This is a genomic window from Neobacillus bataviensis, from assembly GCF_019969725.1.
Map to the genome: position 1 here is coordinate 76,523 of NZ_JAHXYW010000009.1, position 24,186 is coordinate 100,708.

At 36.3% G+C, this 24,186-nt stretch carries 17 protein-coding genes and 1 pseudogene; 16 read left to right on the forward strand and 2 right to left on the reverse strand.

Annotated elements, in window-relative coordinates:
• Positions 1-182 precede the first annotated feature (182 nt).
• The 5 genes from LC455_RS20900 (at position 183) to LC455_RS20920 (ending at position 5,680) form a co-directional block, all read left to right on the forward strand.
• On the forward strand, positions 183-1,406 hold the full coding sequence (locus tag LC455_RS20900; protein ID WP_223593647.1) for an AIPR family protein: 1,224 nt from the start codon (positions 183-185) through the stop codon (positions 1,404-1,406).
• A 295-nt stretch (positions 1,407-1,701) separates the two neighbouring features.
• Positions 1,702-2,454, forward strand: a complete 753-nt coding sequence (locus LC455_RS20905) for a hypothetical protein (RefSeq protein ID WP_223593649.1) — start codon at positions 1,702-1,704, stop codon at positions 2,452-2,454.
• 587 nt (positions 2,455-3,041) lie between these two features.
• Positions 3,042-3,242, forward strand: coding sequence for a hypothetical protein (locus LC455_RS20910; protein WP_223593651.1), 201 nt, complete (start codon positions 3,042-3,044; stop codon positions 3,240-3,242).
• An 88-nt stretch (positions 3,243-3,330) separates the two neighbouring features.
• Positions 3,331-3,741, forward strand: a complete 411-nt coding sequence (locus tag LC455_RS20915; protein ID WP_223593652.1) for a DUF559 domain-containing protein — start codon at positions 3,331-3,333, stop codon at positions 3,739-3,741.
• 250 nt (positions 3,742-3,991) lie between these two features.
• Positions 3,992-5,680: a TerD family protein gene (locus LC455_RS20920; protein ID WP_223593654.1), complete on the forward strand. Its 1,689-nt coding sequence runs from the start codon at positions 3,992-3,994 to the stop codon at positions 5,678-5,680.
• Between the two features lie 349 nt (positions 5,681-6,029).
• On the opposite strand, the gene LC455_RS20925 is transcribed toward LC455_RS20920, so the two are convergent.
• Entirely contained in the window at positions 6,030-6,545 is a 516-nt protein-coding gene (locus LC455_RS20925; protein WP_223593656.1) for a CBO0543 family protein, read from the reverse strand.
• 368 nt (positions 6,546-6,913) lie between these two features.
• Between LC455_RS20925 and LC455_RS20930 the strand changes: the two genes are divergently transcribed.
• Complete coding sequence (locus tag LC455_RS20930) at positions 6,914-7,504, forward strand: molybdopterin-dependent oxidoreductase (RefSeq protein WP_223593658.1); 591 nt, start codon at positions 6,914-6,916, stop codon at positions 7,502-7,504.
• A gap of 255 nt (positions 7,505-7,759) precedes the next feature.
• Here LC455_RS20930 and LC455_RS20935 read toward each other — a convergent pair.
• Positions 7,760-8,032, reverse strand: a pseudogene (locus LC455_RS20935) (ATP-binding protein); the annotation flags it as partial.
• Between the two features lie 553 nt (positions 8,033-8,585).
• Between LC455_RS20935 and chvE the strand changes: the two are divergent.
• The 10 genes from chvE (at position 8,586) to LC455_RS20985 (ending at position 24,105) form a co-directional block, all read left to right on the forward strand.
• Positions 8,586-9,662: a multiple monosaccharide ABC transporter substrate-binding protein gene (gene chvE, locus LC455_RS20940; protein WP_317851458.1), complete on the forward strand. Its 1,077-nt coding sequence runs from the start codon at positions 8,586-8,588 to the stop codon at positions 9,660-9,662.
• A 79-nt stretch (positions 9,663-9,741) separates the two neighbouring features.
• Entirely contained in the window at positions 9,742-11,277 is a 1,536-nt protein-coding gene (gene mmsA / locus LC455_RS20945) for a multiple monosaccharide ABC transporter ATP-binding protein (protein ID WP_223593660.1), read from the forward strand.
• Positions 11,278-11,351: 74 nt separating this feature from the next.
• Positions 11,352-12,482 carry a multiple monosaccharide ABC transporter permease gene (mmsB, locus tag LC455_RS20950; protein ID WP_223593849.1) on the forward strand — a complete coding sequence of 377 codons (1,131 nt, stop codon included), beginning with the start codon at positions 11,352-11,354 and terminating at the stop codon, positions 12,480-12,482.
• Between the two features lie 103 nt (positions 12,483-12,585).
• A complete protein-coding gene (gene araD, locus LC455_RS20955; protein WP_223593662.1) occupies positions 12,586-13,281 on the forward strand; it encodes an L-ribulose-5-phosphate 4-epimerase in 696 nt (231 codons plus the stop codon).
• Between the two features lie 115 nt (positions 13,282-13,396).
• The gene (gene araA / locus LC455_RS20960; RefSeq protein ID WP_223593664.1) at positions 13,397-14,881 is read left to right on the forward strand and encodes an L-arabinose isomerase; all 1,485 of its coding nucleotides are present in this window, start codon (positions 13,397-13,399) and stop codon (positions 14,879-14,881) included.
• 96 nt (positions 14,882-14,977) lie between these two features.
• Positions 14,978-16,573 (forward strand): xylulokinase, encoded by a 1,596-nt coding sequence (locus LC455_RS20965; RefSeq protein WP_223593666.1) that lies wholly within the window; start codon positions 14,978-14,980, stop codon positions 16,571-16,573.
• Between the two features lie 416 nt (positions 16,574-16,989).
• Positions 16,990-18,753 (forward strand): cache domain-containing sensor histidine kinase, encoded by a 1,764-nt coding sequence (locus tag LC455_RS20970; RefSeq protein WP_223593668.1) that lies wholly within the window; start codon positions 16,990-16,992, stop codon positions 18,751-18,753.
• Positions 18,754-18,788: 35 nt separating this feature from the next.
• The gene (locus tag LC455_RS20975; RefSeq protein ID WP_223593670.1) at positions 18,789-19,994 is read left to right on the forward strand and encodes a response regulator; all 1,206 of its coding nucleotides are present in this window, start codon (positions 18,789-18,791) and stop codon (positions 19,992-19,994) included.
• Between the two features lie 5 nt (positions 19,995-19,999).
• Complete coding sequence (locus tag LC455_RS20980; RefSeq protein WP_223593850.1) at positions 20,000-21,877, forward strand: substrate-binding domain-containing protein; 1,878 nt, start codon at positions 20,000-20,002, stop codon at positions 21,875-21,877.
• 257 nt (positions 21,878-22,134) lie between these two features.
• Positions 22,135-24,105 (forward strand): family 43 glycosylhydrolase, encoded by a 1,971-nt coding sequence (locus LC455_RS20985; RefSeq protein WP_223593672.1) that lies wholly within the window; start codon positions 22,135-22,137, stop codon positions 24,103-24,105.
• The last annotated feature ends 81 nt before the right edge of the window (positions 24,106-24,186 follow it).

Below are 24,186 nucleotides of genomic sequence, written 5' to 3' on the forward strand. Positions count from 1 at the left end.
TTAATTGATATTTCAGTTTTGTGGATATTTATATTTTATTGTAAGGTATTCAGAATAAAGATGAGTAAATTAATATTATTCTACTATTTATTGTCGATATTTGGTATAATATCTGTAAAAAAACTGCCAAAATATCTATTTAAAAAAATAGTTTTAGGAGTAAAGACCTTAGGAGGTAAATAATGACTCACTCAATTGAAACTCATCAAATTGTCCAATTTAACAATGTAACAGGCATATTATCTGACATAATTAAAGAAAAAGGTCAGAAAATTTCATATTATAAATTTACTGCTTATTGCAATGACATCCAGCCAACAAGTAAAGAGGCTAATCCAAGAAAGCAAGATATCTCAAAGAAAAATAAAGTTGCTTCCAAAATAAGAGAAACATTACTAGATCCAGAGGTATCATTTCACACTCGAAATAAGGGAATTACCTATTTTGCAGAAGATTTAAAAGTATCAAAAAATCAAGATGGTACTATTAATATTCAATTAATTTTTGTTGACCCTTCATCGCAAGGAAGCGTTGATGGAGGTCATACTGAGCTTGTAATCCTGGATGAAAAGGGAAATTATCCCGAATGGAAAAAAGTGAATATTGAAGTTATGTCAGGAATTAAAAGCCCATTCACACATGTTTCTATTGCAGAATCACGTAATACAGGTGCACAAGTGACAGCAGAAACTCTTGATGAATTAAGTGGTATGCATGAAATTTTAAAAAACCATTTATCGAACACCCCATATGAAAACCGTGTTTCCTATAAACAGAATGAAGATAAGGAGGATGGTAAAGATTTAACCATTACTCTGATTAAAAAGCTTTATGAAACCTTTAACATTAGAGATTATAAGGAAAAAGACCCAAAAGGCGTTTATAGCTCAAACCAAGGAGTTATAAATAACTATCGTAAGGAATATGAAAAGCATGGGTACACAATACAAAATGTTTATGAAAAATTGAAATATGTTTCATCAGATATATTTAAACTAACAAATTATATCCATAAAAACTTTAAAGATCTGTACAATAAATATGGAAAAGGAAATTATTTAGCCAATAAATGTGCAGATTATAAGGATGGATCCCAAAAGGAACCAATATTATTTGGTGAACCAGACGAGTTTTTAGATTACAAAGTACCAAATGGATTGTTATTTCTGAGTTTGTCCGGTTTTCGTCAATTTTTAGTAGAGGACGATGACGGATACTATGTTTGGAAATTTGATATATTTGAAGAAGAAAAACTCCAAAGTATACTGGAAGTAATTTTCGAAACGATTGCATCTGGTATGAGAAATAATGATAATAACCCACAATCTGTAGGTAAAAATGCTATGCTTTGGCAGGTTGTTAGAACACAAGTATTTATGAAAGTATACATGAATCAATGGGTTTAAACTTAATTGAAAAGAGGAGGCGTTCTTTTTTAGGGCTCTTCCTTTTTGTTTGCTTTTAATTAATAGAAGTTAAAGAAGGGTTTAATAAAAAAATATCCAAAATATGACAATATAAAAAAAGGGGGACAAAGCGCCCCTCACAAGCCATTATTTCTATTATATGCTTTAGGTCAAGTACAAACTAAAAAGATTGGTATGCCGCCATATAAGGATGTAAAAGATAAAATTTTATTTAGCAGTTTATCAACCTTTAACTTCAAAAAATTTTAAGTCAAAATGAATGGGGTAAGTTTTGATGAATAAACAGAAGTTTATAGAATGGCTAGAAAAAAATACAAACATTATCCAATATTCAATACGCAGATATGCGGCTGCTATAGATACTCTCTCATCAGAGCTAGGGAATTATGGAATTAGTGAAAGGGATTTATTTAATATCTCTGACACTACTATTATTGATAGAATATTGATCAATCCCGAGTTTAAAAAGAAAAACACCAAAGGTAATAGAATGTATAGTGCCGCATTGAATCATTTTAAAAGCTACATTGATTACCTTAATGACAATGAATTTGAACAAGAACTTTTAAAAGAGGAAAAGGAATTTGAAAAGTATCTTTCGGAATATAATATCGATGTAAGTAATATTGTAGACAAACCAAAAGACAAACCTAATCACAGAACAGTTAATAATAAGAAAGTTTGGATTAGAAATCCTAAATTTGCAAGTGAGGCTGTACAATTTTCAAACTTCTTATGTGAGTTTAATAATGATCACAAATATTTTATATCTAAATATAATCAAAAAAATTATGTAGAAGCACACCATTTAATACCAATGAAATATCAAGACAAATTTAATTGTAGTCTGGATATTCATGCCAATATAGTTTCAATCTGCCTTGTCTGTCATAAAAAAATTCATTTTGGCTTGTTTCAGGAAAAGAAAGAAATAATAAGTAAATTGTTTAACAGCAGGAAAGAAAGATTACTTAATAGTGGTATTACTATAGGGATAGAAGAGCTTTACAGTTATTATCAGGATTAAAAAATGTCTGCTAAGTTTTCTTGCTAGATAATCTCTCAGCTTGAAGGCATGTCTAGAACTTAGAACAGTCTGCAAGCTTTTTAAATTGGTGATTTATATAGCTTATTTTTTTGGATTTTTTCCAGAGATATTGTTTTATAACTTTAAGTATATCTTAAAGGGATTATATGGTAAGTTATTGTAATTTAATAATCTACATATTAGCATCCTTAAATAAAATAATGGGGTATCAATTCCAAATATTTTTGGTATAAAATCATCCGAATTTCGAAATTCAGATGATTTGTTTCTGACGATATGTTGGTCGGCAGCACTCTTATAAACAGGAATGGCAAGTTTGATATCTAAACACCTATCCGTCTTGGGTTTATATGGGGCAATAAAATGAAATTGATGTTACATTAAATATGTTCATGGATTTGTAAATTAATAAATAGTTCTTGGATAGGAAGGGATTACTTGTCGGACATTGTTGACAAGCAATCCAGGAGCAGAATGATGAGTAATATTAAATCGGTTTCCCAACTTGAAAAAACCGTAAATAAATAAAGTGAAGAGAGGAGCAAGAAAAAATTCAACAAAACTATATGGAAAACAATTGGAGATCTGGAAAGGGATATTATCCTCTTCTCCATATCTATGCGAAGAACGAGGAAGGCAAGGTTTATAACCGCTTCGGGATGCTCAATCAAAAAGGCGGTGAAAACCGTCTAAACGTCGCCGTTACAAGAGCAAAAGAAGGAATTATTGTTGTTTCGAGTATAGAACCAGAAGAATTGAATAGCTAACACTTCGCAAATGGGGCCGAAATTACTAAAAGCCTATCTCAAATATGTTCGAGCGGTTTCAACCTCCCAAATTGAGCAGATCACTGCGGTGGTTCAAGAAATAAATGAAAATGTCAATACGCATATACAGGATAAGGTATTGCATTTTGACTCTCCGTTTGAAGAACAAGTGTATCGCCAACTACGAAATATCGGGTACGACGTTACAACTCAAGTTGGAATGTCAGGTTATCGAATTGATATGGCCATTGTTCATCCGCATGATTCTTCACGCTATATATTGGGAATCGAATGTGATGGAGCCATGTATCACAGCTCCGCGAATGCCAAAGAAAGAGACGTCTATCGTCAGCGGTTCCTAGAAAGCATGGGATGGACGATTGAACGGATCTGGAGTCGAAACTGGTGGAGAAATTCAGCTTCTGAAATCGAGAGAATTGATCAGAATGTGAAAGAATTGGTTAAGAGTGAAATGGTTCGGGGAAAAGTTGTTAAATAAAAAATGGTGTCAGTCCTTTAATAGACTGGCACTTTTTCTATATTAACACTTTTAATTTACAATAATTTTATTAAGTAAACAATTTGATAATCTAATTGCACCGGTGCAAGATGTAAATAAATAGAAGGAAAAAGTTGCTTATTGCTAAAGTAGGAAAAAAGTCATAAATTGTAATAGGATTAATTCAAAATTAAAGTAGAATAAACTATTATCTTCATATTTTCTTAGTATAAGAAAAGGAGTGGTAGAATTGGTCACACCCTTAGTAAAAGGACAGAAAATAGATTTAACAAAAAACAATCCAGAGTTAAATTTGTTACATATTGGCTTGGATTGGAATGCCCCGAGTCATTTCGATATAGATGTTTCTGCTTTCATGGTGGGGGCGGATGATAAAATTATTCGAGAGGAAGACTTTGTTTTTTATGGACAGCCGATATCCTCTAATGGTTCCGTTTGTTTGGAGGAATCCATTTCGACAATTGAAAAACAGCATTTTATGATTGATTTATTAAAAGTTCCTGCCGATGTAAATAAAATCTCCTTTACTCTTTCGATTTATGAATCCCAACAAAATGGACAAAGCTTTAAAGATGTTTCTGCTATCCAATTAAAAATTGCAAACAGTAAAAACCAGGAAGAATTAGCCACTTTTCCAATTGATTATTCCTTTACAAAGGAGACAGCCATTGAGTTAGGTGCCGTCTATCGGTATTCGGATAAATGGAAATTTCAAGCGGTCGGGGCTGGTTTTTATGGTGGTCTTGATGAATTATGCCGTGTTTTTAGAGTGGAGGTTGAAGAACAAAAAGAATCAGTATCTTCTAATCAGACTGACTCGAATTCTAGTTCACCCAATGAGAGGTTTCAGGTTGTTCAGGAACAAGGTAAAAGGGGAGCTGAGGAAGATTTACTAAGGTCTTCAGACAATCCTGTCCAGATAAAAAGAAATGAAGATAGTTTAAGAAGTATGACTATATTAGAAGAAAGCTTTGATCCAAGCATTGTCGATTTTATCGCCATTGATTTTGAGACTGCGAATAACAAAATGAGCAGTGCTTGTTCTTTAGGGCTGGTTTTTGTTAAAGACCATACAATAGTTGATGAAAAATATTATTTAATTCAACCACCTAATTTAGAATTTGATTCTGCTAATACTAGAATTCATGGAATGACCGCTGAAGATGTCAGGAATGCAAAACAGTTTGACGGAATATGGGACGAAATCAAGGAATACTTTGAAGGTACTACAATTATTGCTCATAATGCTCAATTTGATATGAGTGTGCTGCATTCTTGTTTAACGGAGTACTCATTGACCCGTCCTGACTTTAACTACATTTGTAGTATTCCATTAAGTACTGGAGTGTGCGGCGGAAACGGTATAGGTAATTCTTTAAAGGAACGCTTGGCTTATTTTGACCTTGAAATTAATAATCACCATAATGCAATATCAGATGCCAGAGCATGTGCAGAATTAGTGATTACCTGTATGAAAACAAAGAATCAGAAAACCCTTCAAACTTATGTAAACCTATTTGGGATCTCTGTCCGACGATTTGACGAGCTAAAGCCACAATTTGAATTTAGAAAAAACAAATTTAAGAAGAGTAATAGGGTTGCCATTTCAGATATAGCAGTAACGGTTGAAACGATTAGTACCAACCATCCATTTTTTCAAAGAAATATTGTATTTACAGGGGAATTAAATTCATTAGAACGTAAAGAAGCCATGCAGCAGGTAGTGAACTCTGGAGGAATTATTAAGAGTGGTGTTAGCAGTAAAACCGATTTTCTAATCGTTGGTGTGCAAGACAAGTCCTTGGTTGGAGAAAGTGGTTTAAGCACAAAGGAAAGAAAAGCAAATGAGCTGATTAATAAGGGAAAAGCTATAAGAATTTTAAATGAAGAAGAATTTATTCAATTACTTCACCAGTAATCTATCAATTCAAAGTACAACTAACATAGCAGGTCAAAGGGCACCGTTGGGGTTGCCCTATTTGTTTTCCCCTTATCTTTTTTTCGTAGGGGGCGAACAGTTTAGCTGACGGGGGCGAAGTTCCCACGGGCAGATACGTTCTACCTTGGCTACTGATATAATAAGACCAAATAAAAAATGGCCAACCAGAAATATTTATCATTCTTGCTAACCTTATAATACGAACGAAGCAGGTTAGTTGCAGAAGGATTGAAATTATCTTTACATCTGGATAAAGGGAATCAAAGAAAAGATAAAGGATTAAGGCATACAAAAAAAAGATTTCATAATTAGAATGCTTTTTATATATTTATCTTGGAATAGGAGGTTGGAAAATAATGAATAAAATAATAATGCATATAAAAGACAATAACCAAGCTATCCAAGGTTTCCAATAGTGTACTGTTAATACAGTGAAGGTGACTAAATTAAATAACAAAGACCAAAGCAGTGACCATCCATAATGGTAAGTAATACTCTTGTTAAGATATGCTATAAATTCTACAACTTCAAAAAGGAGTGCCCAAAAAATAATCCACCCTATTTTATTGGATAATAACTTAGGAAGCCTTCCTAAAAAGACGGGAATAACGAATGGGTAGGTTAAAAAAGGAATTTTCAAACAAATGATTGTATGTGTAGGCAAAATAATTTTATCAATTCCAACAGGAATATATTCCCAAACTCTGAAATGATTGAGCAAGGTACTATAAAGCAGATTAGCAATAATCCAAAATAATAATGTTGGATAGAATTCTTTCCAACGACTCCAGACTCCAAAAAGTAACCCAATAATTATAAAAAAGATAGAAAATGAAGTTTGCATTAGCATCTTCCTAAAAAATACGTTTTTCTCTTTTTAGTATCTCCAAATGGGAATCAAAAAAAATTCTAATTTGAAAATAAGATAAAATTACGGGTTCTAAGGGAAAGGGAAAATTCAAGATTGTGAAGAATTGTACTTAAACAAACGGGTGCAAGTGTTGAAAATGGGATCGCTGCGGCGGTCTTTTTGCTTGTAGTGCTAACTGTCAGGATAGTGGAATAAAAAATTTATGGGAATATGCTGGTTTCAAATTTTAGGTAAATCTCAAATAACGGATTTGACAACAGTATGCTTTCATTATTTTGAAGCAAACTATACAAAGCTCTGTGATTTAATTAACGTTTAAGATAAAAAAGGGATGGTGAAAGATGAAAAACCAGCTTCCACCTGGCCAATTCGAAACAGAAAAATGGCCAATACTGCACACAGGGGATGTCCCCGAGTTTAATGAAATCACATGGAATTTCAGACTTTTTGGTGAGTTGAAGGAAGAAAAATTCTTATCCTATAAGGAAATCATGGAGCTTCCAAAGACCATATCAACCGTTAACATGCATTGTGTTACCACCTGGTCTAAATTTGACACAACTTTTGAAGGAATTGCGCTTAGAGAGTTTTTGAAATTTGTTGAAATTAATGAGGGTGTAAAATACATTAAAATTTACGGTTACTTCAATGGGGACAGATTTGGTTATTCTGCAAACCTGCCGCTAGAGCCTTTATTAGGGGACGATTCTTTGTTCGTATACCGTTGGAAGGATAAAGATCATGATTGGCAGGATATTGATCCAAAACATGGTTATCCACTACGGTTTATTCCACCAGAAGTATTTTATCTATGGAAAGGCTCAAAGTGGGTATCAGGGATTGAGTTTATGAAAGTAGACGAGGCTGGTTTTTGGGAAGAGCGTGGCTATTCGATGACAGCAAATCCATTTAAAGAAGAGCGGTACCGTTAACACAGATTCGTCTACGAAACAAAAAGAAGGGTGAGAAGTACGGGTGCAATAATGTAAAATCTGCGATCCTTAGTCGGTCGCTTTTTTTATTCGCTAACGGTACAGTCTATTTGAATAAATTAAATGGGATATAAGAAACTGTATATGTCAATATTAATTTGAACCAGAGTGATCACTTCAAAAGTGAGCCACTTCATCCTGAGTTATTTCCATATTTGGGGCAAGATATCCTAAACTCCTCGCTCGCCAAGCCTACTACTCGTCTTCTTCTCTTTGCTTCATACTTTGTCTAATCCAATAAGACTCTCCATTAAGGAGGAGGATATGGGCCCTGTGGGTTAGCCGGTCTATGAGAGCAGCGGTCATTTTTTCATCTCCAATTATGGAGGTCCACTCTGTAAATTTAAGATTCGTAGTTATCATAACGCTTGCCCGTTCATAACGACTGGCAAAGAACTGAAACAACAGTTCAGAACCAATTTTTGTGAATGGCACATAACCTAGTTCATCTATGATGATCAAATCAAATTTGAGCCATCTTTTTTCTAACGCACCTAGCTAATACTCCTTCCTATTTATCTGGGTTTTGTTTTTCTCCAAGCACGTTCAAATAATAGCCCCATTTATTGAATCATAATGGAAATCCCTAAATTATAAGTTAAAAAACTCTTCGAACTGATCGAGCAACTGCATCATTTCTTGTGGCCCCAGTTCACGATTAGGCCGATCATCCTTTCTTACTATTGTAGTGATCAATCCATTATGCAATGGTTCATGAACATACTCTACTTCATACATGAATTAAATGCCCTAGCGCATTTCTACAAGAGGCTAAGATTTTTTTACGTTAAAAGATTATAGGCACAAAATGTTATTAAATAGCAAAATAGTATAAATAATTATGGATTTTTATAAATACTGGTAACGCTTAATTTTTTAAAATTAAATAAAAAGAAATCTTATTTTGTATGGGCTTTCTATTCCGAAAAGAATAATAGTTTAGTCTTTAAGGTTCATTTTTCGAACTCATATACCTAAAAGGTATTGAGATAAAAAGGTAAATAAAGAAAGGGGTTTGTCAATGAAGAAGTTTTTATCAGTTTTATTATTAATTGTGATGGTATTTTCGATGGCTGCTTGCTCAAGCAGTACCGGGGGTAGCGGCGACAAAGGTTTTGTAGGTATTGCGATGCCGACAAAGTCTTCTGAGCGTTGGATTAGTGATGGAAAGTACATGAAAAAGGAATTTGAAAAACGCGGGTATAAAGTTGACCTTCAGTACGCTGAGGATGTTGTTGAAAACCAGGTCTCTCAAATTGAAAACATGATTACAAAAGGCGTTAACATCTTGGTGATTGCTTCTATCGATGGTGAGGCATTAACAAATGTATTGGAAAAAGCTCACAAACAAAAGATTAAAGTCATTGCTTATGACCGTCTGATCAAGAAAACTCCTTATGTTGACTACTATGCTACTTTTGACAACTTCAAAGTAGGTGTTCAGCAAGGATCATATATTGAAGAAAAACTGGGATTAAAAGATGGAAAAGGTCCGTTTAATATTGAGCTGTTCGCCGGATCTCCTGATGATAATAACGCCTATTTCTTCTTTGATGGAGCGATGTCTATATTAAAGCCATATATTGAATCTGGAAAGCTTGTCGTTGGCAGCGGACAAACAAAATTTGAACAAGCGGCCACCTTAAGATGGGATGGTGCAACAGCACAATCAAGGATGGATAACCTGTTAAGCGCCCATTACTCGACTAAAAAAGTGGATGCAGTATTATCTCCATATGATGGAATTAGTATTGGCATATTGTCTTCATTAAAAGGTGTTGGTTATGGCTCTGCAGGAAAACCGCTTCCAGTAGTAACTGGCCAAGATGCTGAACTTGCATCAGTAAAATCAATAATTGCAGGTGAGCAAACACAAACCGTATTCAAAGATACACGTAAATTAGCAAAACAAGCGGTTGATATGGCAGAGGCAGTTCTAAAAGGCAAAAAAGCGGAAGTAAACGATACAAAAACATATGACAATGGTAAGAAAGTAGTTCCTTCTTATCTGTTACAGCCAGTATCTGTGGATAAAACGAATTATAAAGCTGAATTAGTAGACAGCGGCTACTATACAGAAAATGAGCTTAACAAATAATAGATAATTAGAGTAAATGATTTAGTGGTGGATAAATCTATCACTAAATCATTTCATACATGGTGAGGCGTGGTGAAATATGACAACTATTTTGGAAATGCGGAATATCACTAAAGAATTTCCTGGAGTTAAGGCACTTAACACCGTAAATTTGCAAGTTAAGGAAGGGGAAATTCACGCTTTATGTGGTGAGAACGGTGCAGGGAAATCGACTCTGATGAAGGTGTTAAGTGGTGTATATCCACATGGAACCTATGATGGTGAGATTTTATATAGCGGGGATGTCTGTAAATTTAAAGATATCAAAGACAGTGAAAATCTTGGCATTGTTATCATCCATCAAGAGCTTGCACTTATTCCTCAACTTTCGATTGCAGAAAACATTTTTTTAGGAAATGAACAGGCGAATCGCGGCGTGATTAATTGGAATGAAACTACTTTAAAAACAAGAGATCTTTTAAATAAAGTAGGTTTGATTGAAAATCCCAATACATTGATTACCGATATTGGTGTTGGGAAGCAGCAATTGGTTGAAATCGCCAAAGCGTTGTCAAAAGAAGTGAAGCTATTAATCTTGGATGAGCCAACAGCGGCTTTAAATGAGGACGATAGTGAAAATCTATTAAATCTTTTATTAGAATTTAAAAAACAGGGTATGACGTCCATTATCATTTCCCATAAATTAAATGAGATTTCCAGGGTGGCCGACTCAATCACGATTATTCGCGACGGGCGTTCTATAGAAACACTGGAAGTAAAAAATGGCAATGTATCAGAAGATAGAATCATAAAAGGTATGGTAGGAAGAGATTTAACCAATCGTTATCCTGAGAGGATTACTAATATTGGTCACGTGATTTTCGAAGTAAAGAATTGGGACGTATATCATCCTATGCATAGCGAACGGAAAGTAATCGACGGAGTAAATTTTAATATTAAGAAGGGTGAAATTGTCGGGATTGCAGGTGTCATGGGATCTGGCCGAACAGAATTGGCGATGAGCATTTTCGGAAAATCATACGGGAAGAAAATTAGTGGAGATTTGTATAAGGATGGAAAAGAAATTCAATTGAAGGATATTTCAGAAGCCATAAATCATGGACTTGCATATGTAACTGAGGATCGAAAACACTACGGTTTAATATTAATCGATGACATAAAATCAAATATCTCATTGGCGAATTTGAAAAAGATTTCAAAAAATACAATTGTAAACGAAAATAGGGAAGTCCTTGATGCTGAAATGTTTCGGGAAAAAATGAATATAAAATCTCCTAGTATTTTACAAAAAACAGGTAATTTAAGTGGCGGAAATCAGCAAAAGGTTGTGCTGAGCAAATGGATTTATTCCGAACCAGACATTTTAATTCTAGACGAACCAACAAGAGGAATTGATGTTGGGGCAAAATATGAAATTTATACCATCATTAATCAACTGGCAAATGAAGGGAAAGGAATATTAATTATTTCTTCAGAGCTCCCTGAGCTTTTGGGTATGTGTGATCGGATTTATGTTATGAGTGAAGGAAGAATTACAGGTGAAGTAACTAAAACGGAAGCCACTCAGGAAAATATTATGAAATTTATGACAAAGGGCAAGGGGGATAAAGATTGAATACGCTAACTCAAACTCAAGGTAAGCCTAATAAAGAAAAACAACACTCCTTAATAACTTTACTCCAAAACAACATGCGGCAGTATGGAATGTTTACAGCGCTTGTGTTGATCATGCTGCTGTTCCAAGTATTGACAGATGGAATATTATTAAGGCCTCTTAACATTACCAACTTAATTTTACAAAACAGCTACATCCTTGTATTGGCAATTGGCATGGTCATGATTATTATTTTGGGACACATAGATTTATCTGTTGGATCTGTCGCGGCATTTGTTGGAGCCATATCAGGCATTTTAATTATCAATCATCACATGAATGTCTTTGCTGCCGTTGTAATTTCTTTATTAATCGGTGGTTTGATTGGAGCTTGGCAAGGTTTTTGGGTTGCATATGTCAAAATTCCAGCATTTATCGTGACCCTGGCAGGCATGTTGCTATTCAGAGGGCTTACGATGCTTGTCTTGAAAGGACAATCGGTTGCACCCTATCCAAAATCTTTCCAAGAAATGAGCTCCGGTTTTATTCCAGACTTGTTTGGCAATGGAGCATTACATGTTTTAACACTTGTAATTGGAATTCTTTTTTCAGCCATTTACATTATGAATGAGGTCAAATTTCGAAAAACTCAACAACGTTACAAATTTGAAGTATCATCCATAGGATTTTTCGTAGCAAAGCTCTCAGCAATGATTATTTTAATCAATATCTTTACATATGTTCTTGCAACGTATGAAGGGATTCCAAACATATTAATTATCTTGTTTGCGCTAGTCGTGATATATTCCTTTGTCATGAAAAAGACGGTAATGGGCCGGCATGTATATGCAATCGGCGGGAATGAAAAAGCAGCAAGCTTATCAGGAATAAAGACGAAGAAAGTTACCTTCTGGGCTTTTGTTAACATGGGGGTTCTAGCGGCTCTTTCCGGTCTAATTTTTGCTGCTCGTCTAAATGCAGCTACTCCTAAAGCAGGTAACCTCTTTGAGCTTGATGCCATCGCAGCATGTTTTATCGGCGGAGCATCGGCTTACGGCGGTATTGGGACGGTCGGAGGAGCTATAGTTGGCGGTCTCGTTATGGGAGTTATGAACAATGGGATGTCTATTATTGGTTTAGGGATTGATTGGCAGCAGGCTATAAAAGGACTTGTCCTCTTAATTGCTGTAGCTTTTGACATCTATAATAAAAATAAAGCTTCATAAACATTTCATTGCACTGGATAGACTCTGGAAAGGGGTCTGTCCTTTCAAAAAGAAATTAAATGAATGAGTGAAAGCTCTTTAGAAATAAGGAGGAAGACATAGTATGTTAGAACGTTTGAAAAGAGAGGTATTAGAAGCTAACCTACAGCTTCCTAAGCATCGCTTAGTAACTTTTACTTGGGGAAATGTAAGCGGGATTGACCATGAAACTGGCTTCGTCGTTATTAAACCTAGTGGCGTACCGTATGATGAGTTACAAATAGATGATCTTGTTGTATTAGATTTGGATGGGAAAATTGTTGAAGGGACTTTAAGACCTTCTTCAGATACACCAACACACCTTGCCTTATATCGAGCTTTTCCACAAATTGGCGGGATTGTTCATACTCACTCTCCAGGGGCAACAAGCTGGGCTCAAGCGGGGCGACCAATTCCGGCACTAGGCACAACACATGCGGATTATTTTTATGGAGAAATCCCTTGCACACGTACCTTGACTGAAGAGGAAATTGAACGGGGTTATGAGCATGAAACAGGAAAGGTCATCATTGAAACCTTTGAAAAAGAAGGACTTAACCCTGTTGCCATGCCAGGAATTTTATTATCAGGTCATGCACCATTTAGCTGGGGAAAAGATCCTAACCAAGCAGTTCATAATGCAGTAGTTCTAGAAGAAGTGGCCAAAATGGCGTTAAACACTTATATGTTAAACCGACAAATTGAACCGATCGACCAATTTCTGCTTGATAAACATTATCTCCGAAAACATGGAGTTAATGCCTATTATGGACAAAAGTAGTCTAAGTGGAAGACATAAGCCTTCATCTAAAGGTAACTTAGACGGATAACTGGTTGTAGAATGCGAATGATTAATTTACTAGATAGATATCTTTAATTTATTGAGGAGGATTACATTGTTAACAACAAAAGCCTATGAATTCTGGTTTGTAACAGGAAGCCAATTATTATATGGAGAAGAAGTGCTTCGTCAAGTGGAAGCAAACTCAAAAACCATTGTTAATGGTTTTGATGATGATTCTCGTGTCCCATATAAATTAGTTTTTAAATCAGTAGTAAAGGATTCAGATTCCATCCGCAAATTGATCTTAGAAGCAAATGCTGATCAAAATTGTGCGGGAATCATTACATGGATGCACACATTCTCTCCATCAAAAATGTGGATTTCAGGTCTTTCTTCCCTTCAAAAGCCTTATCTTCATTTAGCAACACAATTTAACCGTGATATCCCATGGGATTCAATCGATATGGATTTCATGAACCTGAATCAGGCCGCACACGGTGACCGCGAGCATGGTTTCATCACGGCTCGCATGAATGTTAAGCGTAAAGTAGTTGTGGGGCATTGGGAAAACCCAGAAGTAAGAGAACGTGTTGGCAGCTGGATGAGAACAGCGGCTGCGTTCGAGGAAAGTAAAAACCTTAAGATTGCGAGATTTGGTGATAATATGCGCCAAGTTGCTGTAACGGAAGGTGATAAAGTAGAAGCACAAATTAAATTTGGCTGGACTGTTAATGGTTATGGAGTCGGTGACTTGGTTCAACGCATGAATGATGTGAGTGAACAAGAAGTGGACCAGTTAATGGCAAAATATGAAGAGCAATATGATATTTCGCCAGAAGGACTTACTGAGAGTCCGGTTCGAAATTCCATCCGTTATCAAGCGAGAATTGAACTTGGTATGAAATCATTCTTAACAGAAGGCGGCTATACGGCCTTTACGACCACTTTTGAAGATTTACATGGCATGCGTCAGCTTCCTGGTTTAGCGGTTCAGCGTCTAATGGAACAGGGCTACGGGTTTGCTGGTGAAGGTGACTGGAAAACAGCTGCTCTTGTAAGATTAATGAAAATTATTGCTGGTAATGAAGGAACATCCTTCATGGAAGATTATACGTATCATTTTGAACCAGGAAATGAGATGGTTCTTGGTGCACATATGCTAGAAGTTTGCCCAACTATATCTGCCATTCGTCCTAAAATCGAAGTTCATCCACTTGGAATCGGCGGTAAAGAAGACCCTGCGCGAATCGTATTTGATGGAAGAGGCGGTTCCGCATTGAATGCAACTATTGTTGACCTAGGACATCGCTTCCGTCTTCTTGTTAATGAAGTGGATGCTGTACAGCCAGAAAAAGACATGCCAAATCTCCCCGTTGCAAGGGTATTATGGAAAACCCAGCCATCCTTAAGCCAAGCCGTTGAAAATTGGATTCAGGCTGGAGGAGCCCACCATACAGGCTACTCTTACAAAGTAACAACTGAACAGCTGCGAGACTTTGCTGAACTGGCTGGAATTGAGATATTAGTAATTAACAAGGATACTAAAACGGAATCATTCAATAACGAGATCCGCTGGAATGACGTTATTTTTCGTTAATCATTCTCAGATGAAACTATTAAATAAGATTACTTAAATTGATTAGGGCTATTAGACATAATAGCCCTGATGTATTTGGAACAGGAGGAAAATGACATGAGTCTTGATTTAAAAAATGCGATTCAAAGCGGCAAAACAGTTCTTGGTATCGAGCTTGGTTCAACACGGATTAAAGCAGTCCTCATTGGAGAAGACAGTGTGCCGATCGCGTCCGGTAGCCATAACTGGGAAAATAGCTATGTGAACAATATCTGGACCTATAGCGAGGAGGATATTTGGAAGGGTGTTCAAGAAAGCTATCAAAAGATGGCTAACGACGTTAAAAAGCGATATGGAGTTACCTTACAATCAGTGGGAGCGCTCGGTTTTAGTGCAATGATGCATGGCTATATGGCTTTCGACAAAGAGGGAGATCTTCTGGTACCTTTTCGCACCTGGCGTAACAATATTACCGATCAGGCTTCAAAAGAACTGACTGAACTGTTTAACTACCATATTCCTCAAAGATGGAGTATTGCTCATTTGTATCAGACCATCTTGAATCAGGAAGAACATATTGCTAACATTAGCTTCCAGACAACTCTAGCTGGTTATATCCATTGGAAACTGACAGGACAGAAGGTTTTGGGTGTTGGTGATGCATCCGGTGTATTTCCAATCGACTTGAATACGAAGAACTATAATCAGAAAATGATTGATCAATTCAATGAGTTTATTGCGCCTAATAATCTGCCTTGGAATCTTGAAGATATTCTACCTAAGGTTTTGATAGCAGGTGAAAACGCAGGTGTACTTACAGAAGAAGGAGCAAAGCTTTTGGATGTTACCGGTGAGCTGAGGGGTGGGATTCCTCTTTGTCCCCCTGAAGGTGATGCCGGAACAGGCATGGTCGCAACAAATAGCGTAGCGAAGCGTACTGGTAATGTTTCTGCCGGAACTTCTGTTTTTGCAATGGTGGTACTTGAAAAGGAACTGTCCAAAGTCTATACCGAGATCGACCTTGTTACCACACCTACTGGTAATCTGGTAGCCATGTCTCATTCCAACAACTGTTCTTCAGATCTGAATGCATGGGTCGGATTGTTTGACGAATTTTCAAAAGCAATGGGTATGGAAGTGGATAGGAATAAGTTGTTTGGAACTCTATATAATATGGCTCTTCAAGGTGATTCGGATTGCGGAGGTTTACTCGCTTATGGCTATCTTTCTGGTGAACACATTACCCACTTCGAAGAAGGTCGTCCATTGTTTGTTCGTTCATCAGAGAGCAATTTCAACCTGGCTAATTTCATGCGAGTCCATTTATTTACAGCTTTGGGCGCGTTGAAAATGGGTATGGATATACTTCTCAAACAAGAAGAAGTAAAGCTGGATGAAATTCTGGGGCATGGAGGCCTGTTTAATACAAAAGGTGTTGGACAGAGCATCATGGCCGCTGCTCTTAATGTTCCTGTTTCCGTTATGGAAACGGCAGGAGAAGGCGGAGCATGGGGGATCGCCCTGCTTGCATCTTATATGCTTAACAAAGCAGATAACGAAACGTTGGAAGAGTATTTAAGCCATAAAGTATTTGCAGAAAAAACTGGTTTGACTTTGTCCCCTGATCCTAAGGATGTAGAAGGCTTTGAGCATTTTATGAAACGTTACACCAAAGGACTAGCTATCCAAAGAGCAGCAATAAACGCATCTTAATATATATTTTGACAGGAGGTGGATTTCCCCTGTGCAATTAAAAATGCTCAATATAATATAGGGATTAATTTTATATTTTCAAGTGAAACAAATCCACAAAATTCTTAAATGAAGGGTGGATTTTTTTTATATTGTCTGTAACTAATCAAATAACAGAGTGGTAGGAGTAGGCAAAGACATGCTCTTCCAATGAAATCATATCATTTCAGATCAAAACAAATTATTAGTAAACTTTTTACAATAAATACAAATATATTAATTTATTTAATATTTTTGTATACTACATAACAAGAGTCAGTATAAACTATTGGGAAAGGCAATAGATGTATTGATAATTTCTTTTTTGAAAGGGTATTCATCATTAAAAATCAATTTTTTATTTATAAAAAAATCAACAGGAGGGATAGATCATTTTTTTGTTTTTTAGAAACAAATCTTTGTATTTCAAACTTATTTGTATATTTATAACGATTATCTTACTTTCAATAGCTATCTCAACATCCTTTCCTGCTCATGAATATACAAATTTGATTGAACAACAGGCGAATGAGCATACAAGAAAAGATATTGAGCAAGTTAAAAAAAATATTGAGTTACATATTAAGGAACTAGAAAACATTACAGAGTATTTGAGTAGAAATGAAAATGTAACTGATTTTTTTCTCGCACAAAAGTTAGATACTGGTCTTGAATCAAAAATTAAAAAGCAGATGAAAATGTATACGGATACACACCCACAGATTGCTGGGATTTTAATAGTCAATAAATCAGATTTATTAATTAGTAATGAAATGTCTAGAATGACAAGGGATTCATTAATGAATGAGAGTTGGTATAAGCAAGCAGTTAATGCTCCTTCCATCATTCATTTGGAAAGTAGACCAATTGGAAGAAACCTCACCACAAATCCAAAGTACAGTGCGGATGATGTACTATCTGTCACGAAGGCCGTCACGAATGAAAAAACAGGAGACGTTCTTGGGGTAATTTTGATCGATTGGAAACTTGATACAATTAATAATGAAATTAAGAACATGGGTTTTGGTGCACATGGGTTTGTCTATATAATAGATGAACAGTCACGAATTGTTTATACCCCTGTTAATAAAATCGTATATCGTATAAAGGATTCTTGGTTCAGTAATAGAAAATCGGGAAGTTTTAATAAGAGCATACAAGAAAATGAGTACCAGGTTATGTATGATTACTCTAAATATACTAAATGGAAGATTGTTGGGGTATTCTCCATCAACGAAACTCTTGCATTTATAAAGGATATGAGATGGACTGCAGGTATAATTGCAATGGTTGTGTTGATTCTGGCCATTTTTGCAGCCACTTTTTTCACATCTTCGATTACAAGACCTCTCAGCAAACTTAGCTCGCTAATGAAAAAGGCAGCACAAGGAGACTTGGACAATAAATTTGAAAGTAAAAATGAAGATGAAATTAAGCACCTTGGAGACAGTTTTAATAGCATGATTGACTCTATTAAAAACCTCCTCAATCTGATAAATTTGATAGAAAAACGAAAGCGTGAGGCGGAATTAAAAGTTCTTCAAGAGCAAATTAAACCTCATTTTCTCTACAATACATTTGATACTATCAAGTGGATGGCCTTGGAATATCAGGCAAAGGATATTATGGACGTAATTGATGCGTTGACAAAGCTTTTTCGAATTGGGCTAAGTAAGGGGAAAGAAAGTATTAGGGTAGCAGAAGAAATTGAGCATATCGAGAGTTATCTGATTATTCAGATGACTAGATATGAGGATAAGTTTGACTATGTGATTGAGGTTCAGGAGGAAGTCAAAGAACTTTTTGTCCTTAAACTCATCCTGCAACCCTTAGTAGAAAACTCGATATACCATGCGATTAAAACAAAGAAAGGCCGAGGGAAAATCTGGATTCAGGTAAAGATCATTGATAATAGGCTTTTGTTAAGTATAACGGATGATGGAAAGGGAATAAATCCAGAGTTGATAACAAAATTAAATGAACGTCTGCAAAAAACAGGGATGATAGGCGGTGAAGATACAAGCGGATATGGAATGTTAAATGTAAATGAAAGAATAAAACTCACTTTTGGAAATGACTTCGGGTTAAATGTTCGTAGTATAGAAAATAAAGGTACCACGGTAGAGATATGGCACCCAATCGTACGTGACGTGTTAGGCTGATAAGTTTTTCTTTCATTTAAACAGGGGGAATGGAAATGTTGAAATTACTTATTGCAGATGATGAACCTAAGATCGTTAGGGGGTTGAAAAAATCGCTGAATTGGGATGAATGGAATATACAAATTGCAGGTGAAGCCCAAGATGGGGAGACTGCATTTGAATTGGCTCTAGAGGTTAAGCCCGATATTCTCTTTTTGGATATCAATATGCCATTCCTTAATGGATTGCAATTGATTAGAAAACTGAAAGAGGAACTGCCTTCTTCCATTATTATCATAATCAGTGGACATGATGAATTCTCATACGCTCAGGAGGCCCTTCGATTAAATGTATTTGAATATTTACTTAAACCTGTAAATCCTGATGACCTGAAAAGAACGGTTACCAAAGCGGTCAACCATCTGAATGAATCTAGAAGAAGTAATCAATTCGTCCAATGGATGAATGATCAATTGGAAGAGAATGTCGATTTGGTAAGAAACAGCTTTCTGTGTAAGTGGTTAAATGGGCAGTTAGATGAAGAGGAAATTCATAAGCAGCTCCACTACTTCCGTTTGGATTGGGAAGAGGTTGGGATCTTTGTAATTAAGCCTATGAGGATAGCTGTAGAGGGTAACATAGGGGAAACTTGGGAAATGGACCTACTGCTTTTTAGCATGCAAAATATTATCGATGAAGTACTCGATACTTACGATCCGCGAGTTGTTTTCAGGGATGAAAGGAATCATATCGTAGCAATCGTGCCTACGAATGAGTTAGAGTCAATGTATCCATTATGTGAACAATTTGAAGAAGTGATCGAAAAGTTGACAGGTAAAAAAATAATGATAGCCAAAAAAGTAGTAGAAAAGCCTTCAACTGAAATCCCAGTTGTATATAGTATCTCCATTCAAGAGCTTAGCGAACAATCTTTGATAATGCCAGTGGTAATGTTGGCTAAACGATATATTGAGAGATATTACTACAAACAAGATTTAACCCTGCAGGAAGTAGCTCAGGAAGTTAATGTAAGTCCGAGTTATTTAAGCCGGCTTTTGAAAGAAGAATTAGGTTCTTCTTTTATTGACTACTTAACTCAAGTCAGGATCCAGTATGCGATTAAATTTATGGAGAATCCATCTTACAAAATTTATGAAGTTGCTGAAAAAGTCGGATACAGCACCCAACATTACTTTAGTACAGCCTTTAAAAAGGTGGTAGGTATGTCCCCTTCTAATTTTGTAAAGGAGGGGGCACGGTAGTGAAAATGGGATTCAGAACTAAGAAAAGGTATTGGATTATCTTTTTGGCTATTATTATCCTTGGGGTGTCTGTCTATAAAGTAACACATGGTCAAAATAAGTCAGATGAAGGAACAGAATATGTTATAGGTGTGTCCCAGGCAAATTTGACTGAACCTTGGCGAGTGGCCATGAACGATGAAATTAGAAAGGAAGCGGATCAGCATAAAGGATTGCACGTGATTTTTACCGATGCTGCTCACAGTAATGATAAACAGAAGCAAGATATTGATAGATTGCTGGATTTTGGAATTGATTTGCTGATTATTTCAACTAATGATTCTGAAAACTTGAAACCGATTATTGCCGAGGTACATAAAAAAATACCGGTTATTGTGTTAGGGAGGGCTATCGATGGATATGATTATACATTATTTATCGGTCCGGCAAATGAAACGATTGGCAGGAACGCTGGGCAATTGGTTGCAGATTTGGCAGGAGATAAACCGGCGAATTTAGTAGAAATACAAGGCCTGGCTGAATCACCCCCAGTACTGGAAAGGAGTAAGGGATTCAAAGAAGTTCTACAAAATCATCCTAACATTCACCAAGTTGATAAGATAGTTGCGGACTGGAATCGAGATAAAGCGGAAGATCAGATATTGGAAGCGATAAAAAATCATCCCCAAATTGATATCGTTTTCGCCCATAGTGATGCTATGGCTCTTGGTGCATATAGGGCATTTGAAAAAAAGGGGATTCGAGGGGTTAAAATCATTGGCGTGGATGGTCTTAAAGGCGAAAATGGGGGACTCGATTTGGTCAGAAGGAATATTTTAACTGGAACCTTCGCCTATAGGACTGGTGGCAAAGAATCAATTCAGAATGCAATGGATATTTTAGAAGGGAAATCTGGGATTCCCAAAAAAATTCTTCTACGTGTAAACAAAATTACGGAAGAAAATGTGGAGCAATATGTACAAACACAGCAGAAAACCTTAAATGCACTTTTGCAACAAAAAAATCACATTGAACTAGGATTTGTACAAGTTGGTGCAGAGAGCAGCTGGAGAGCGGCCAACTCCGCTTCAATCAAAAAGGCCGCTCAAGACTTTGGAATAGACCTTAAATTTAAAAATGCCAACCAAAGTATGGATAATCAAATCCAAGCCATTCGGAACTTTATTCGGGAAAGGGTAGATGTTATTGCATTTTCACCGGTTGTGCAAAATGGATATGAGGATGTTTTGAGAGAGGCAAAAATGGCAGGAATCCCCGTTATTCTGACGGACCGGGAATTGAACCTTAAAGATGATTCCCTTTGGCTGACCTCTATTGGCGCTGATTTTCAGGAAGAGGGAAGGAGAGCTGCGAGATGGCTTTTAGAACAAACAAAAGGAGTAAGAAAAGATATTAATATTGTGGAATTGCAGGGGACTTCGGGTTCTTCACCAGCTGTTTATCGTAAAAAGGGATTTGAGGAACTGCTGAAAAATAATTCGAACTATCATATTTTAGCTTCCAAATCCGCAGACTTCACGAAAGAAGCAGGCAGACGTGTCATGAAAGAGTACTTGAAAAAGTATGGGGATAAGATTCAGGTAGTTTTCGCACATAATGATGACATGGCGCTGGGAGCGATTGAGGCAATTGAAGAAGCTGGGAAAAGGCCAGGTAAAGACATTTTGATCATATCTGTAGATGGTACAAAGGAGGCCTTTAATGCCCTGTTTGCAGGTAAATTGAATTTGACGGTGGAGTGTAATCCATTGTTAGGGCCCGAATTAATGAAAGCGATAACAGATTATATGGAAGGAAAAGAGATTCCGGTCAAAATCATCCCGAAGGAAGGGATTTTTAGTCAAGAGAATGCCAAACGGGATTTTATTAATCGTGCTTATTAATATAAATTGAAAACTTTTTAAAAATATTGGATTTTGATGGAGAACATGATCGAAAGACACTGGAACCGAATTAGTGGTTTCAGTGTCTATTTTTTTATATTTAATGAATAATGAACTATGGTTTCATCCAATTGAAAATATTGTGTTGTATTTTATAAAAAAATTTTGATTATTATAAAGATTGTCTACAAATGATTTGATAAACTTCAATGTATGTAAGCGTTTAATAGATTTATAAGGAGGTATCACAAAAGCATATGAAAAAGGTAGTTTCGAAAATTATGTTATCAACACTACTATTATCATCCTTTTCAACTGCAGCTTATGCGGACAACCCTATTATTAAGGATAAGTTCACTGGAGACCCGGCTGCACTCGTTCAGGGTGACAAAGTTTATCTCTATGCAGGACACGATGAAGCGCCTGCAGGTGGAAACTTTTACTTAATGCCAGAATGGGTCATTTATTCTACAACTGATATGGTGAACTGGAAACAAGAAGGGTCACTAAGCGTTAAGGATACCTTCTCATGGGCAAGGGAAGATGCCGCATGGGCGAGTCAAGTAATCGAGAAAGACGGTACCTATTATTGGTATGTTGCCACTAATAATAAGGACGGAAGTGGATATTGTATTGGTGTAGCTACCTCAAAAAGTCCAACTGAAGGGTTTAAGGATGCTCTTGGAAAGCCATTGATTACCAATCAAATGACGACTTCAACTATTTCATGGGATGATATTGATCCGACAGTCATGATCGATGATGATGGACAGGCGTATCTATATTGGGGAAATTCATATCCCTACTATGCAAAGCTTAAGCCGAATATGATCGAGCTAGATGAGGATATTCAAAAAGTTACCATCAATAACTTGAAAGGTGGTTACACAGAAGCTCCGTGGATTCATAAACACAACAGCAAATATTATTTATCATTTGCCCATGATTGGCCAGAAGGTCTAGCTTATGCAATGAGTGATAGTCCTGCCGGTCCATGGGAATATAAGGGAGTGCTTATGGATCCGTATACCTCAGACCCTAATGATAAGAACAATAGTAATACGAGTCACCAATCCATTATTGACTTCAAAGGAAAGTCCTACATTATTTACCATACCGGCGCTTTACCAACTGGGGGCTCATACAGGCGTTCTGTATCGGTTGATCGATTATACTACAATCCCGACGGTACGATAAAAAAGGTTGTCCCTACTTCTACAGGCTTGGATGGTATAGGACAAAAACTGCAGTCTTATAGTTTCCTTGACCGTTATATCAGGCACTACAATTATGATGCTAGGATTGATCCTTTAGACGTACTGAATATTTCAAACTTTGATGCAAGATGGCAGATTGTACCTGGTTTGGCCGTTTCAGGAGAGGGATATGTATCCTTCCAGTCTGTGAATAAGCCGGGATATTATTTAAGACATAGCAATTATGACCTCGCACTTGTAAAGAATAACGGAACAGATGTATTTAAAGCAGATGCCACATTTAAAATGGTGCCTGGTTTAGCAAATCCAAACTGGAATTCCTTCCAGTCTTATAACTTCCCAAATTTGTATATTAAGCAAAAGGATTATTTATTGAAGTTAGAGGAAGTCAATACCGAAGGTGACAAAGAGAATGCTACCTTTAAGATGTCAGAAACAGATGTAAAGGATGTTCAACTAAATATTGATAGTCTTACACTACAACAAAATGACGAAAGCAGCGTATCTGCTGTTGTATTCCCAAATAGTGTACTTAATCAAAAAGTGACTTTTACTTCCAGCGATCCTAATGTGGTATCCATTTCTAATCCAACTTATAATCCTGAAAATGGAAAGACAACCATTACAATTACTGCAAAATCTCCGGGAACGGCTGATATTATTGCTACAACCGACGAAGGACAATTTACTGATTCTGCCACAATCACTGTAGAAAAGCAGTCGCCTACAACTATAAAAGATTTAAAAATTTCTGTGAATGATAGAAAAGTTGTAATTGAAGGCTCTTTGACTCAGATAAAGGGCACGGATGTGGCAGTTAGAGTGATAGCGCCAAATGGTAAATTAGATTATCTTGATCAAATTACCACGGAAGACGACGGTAAATTCAAGTATGAATTTACACTTTCGAACCATGCAGCAGGTAAATATGATGTCAGTCTCGGTGCTGCAGACTTAAGTGAAATAGTGAATACCGGATTTGAATATAGGCCCGGCCCACAAGATCAATGAAAATATCTTGTAACCCTTAACTAGGCAAACTAAATACTAGTTTAGGAGAAACATTCTAATCATCTAAAAAGTTAATCTTAT

Coding starts and splice junctions, on each gene's coding strand:
- mmsB (WP_223593849.1), top strand. CDS start 11,352: ATGCGGCAGTATGGAATGTTTACAGCGCTTGTGTTGATCATGCTGCTG.
- LC455_RS20925 (WP_223593656.1), bottom strand. CDS start 6,545: ATGCAAACTTCATTTTCTATCTTTTTTATAATTATTGGGTTACTTTTT.
- LC455_RS20900 (WP_223593647.1), top strand. CDS start 183: ATGACTCACTCAATTGAAACTCATCAAATTGTCCAATTTAACAATGTA.
- mmsA (WP_223593660.1), top strand. CDS start 9,742: ATGACAACTATTTTGGAAATGCGGAATATCACTAAAGAATTTCCTGGA.
- LC455_RS20975 (WP_223593670.1), top strand. CDS start 18,789: ATGTTGAAATTACTTATTGCAGATGATGAACCTAAGATCGTTAGGGGG.
- LC455_RS20930 (WP_223593658.1), top strand. CDS start 6,914: ATGAAAAACCAGCTTCCACCTGGCCAATTCGAAACAGAAAAATGGCCA.
- LC455_RS20910 (WP_223593651.1), top strand. CDS start 3,042: ATGGAAAACAATTGGAGATCTGGAAAGGGATATTATCCTCTTCTCCAT.
- araD (WP_223593662.1), top strand. CDS start 12,586: ATGTTAGAACGTTTGAAAAGAGAGGTATTAGAAGCTAACCTACAGCTT.
- chvE (WP_317851458.1), top strand. CDS start 8,586: ATGAAGAAGTTTTTATCAGTTTTATTATTAATTGTGATGGTATTTTCG.
- LC455_RS20965 (WP_223593666.1), top strand. CDS start 14,978: ATGAGTCTTGATTTAAAAAATGCGATTCAAAGCGGCAAAACAGTTCTT.
- LC455_RS20980 (WP_223593850.1), top strand. CDS start 20,000: ATGGGATTCAGAACTAAGAAAAGGTATTGGATTATCTTTTTGGCTATT.
- LC455_RS20905 (WP_223593649.1), top strand. CDS start 1,702: ATGAATAAACAGAAGTTTATAGAATGGCTAGAAAAAAATACAAACATT.
- LC455_RS20985 (WP_223593672.1), top strand. CDS start 22,135: ATGAAAAAGGTAGTTTCGAAAATTATGTTATCAACACTACTATTATCA.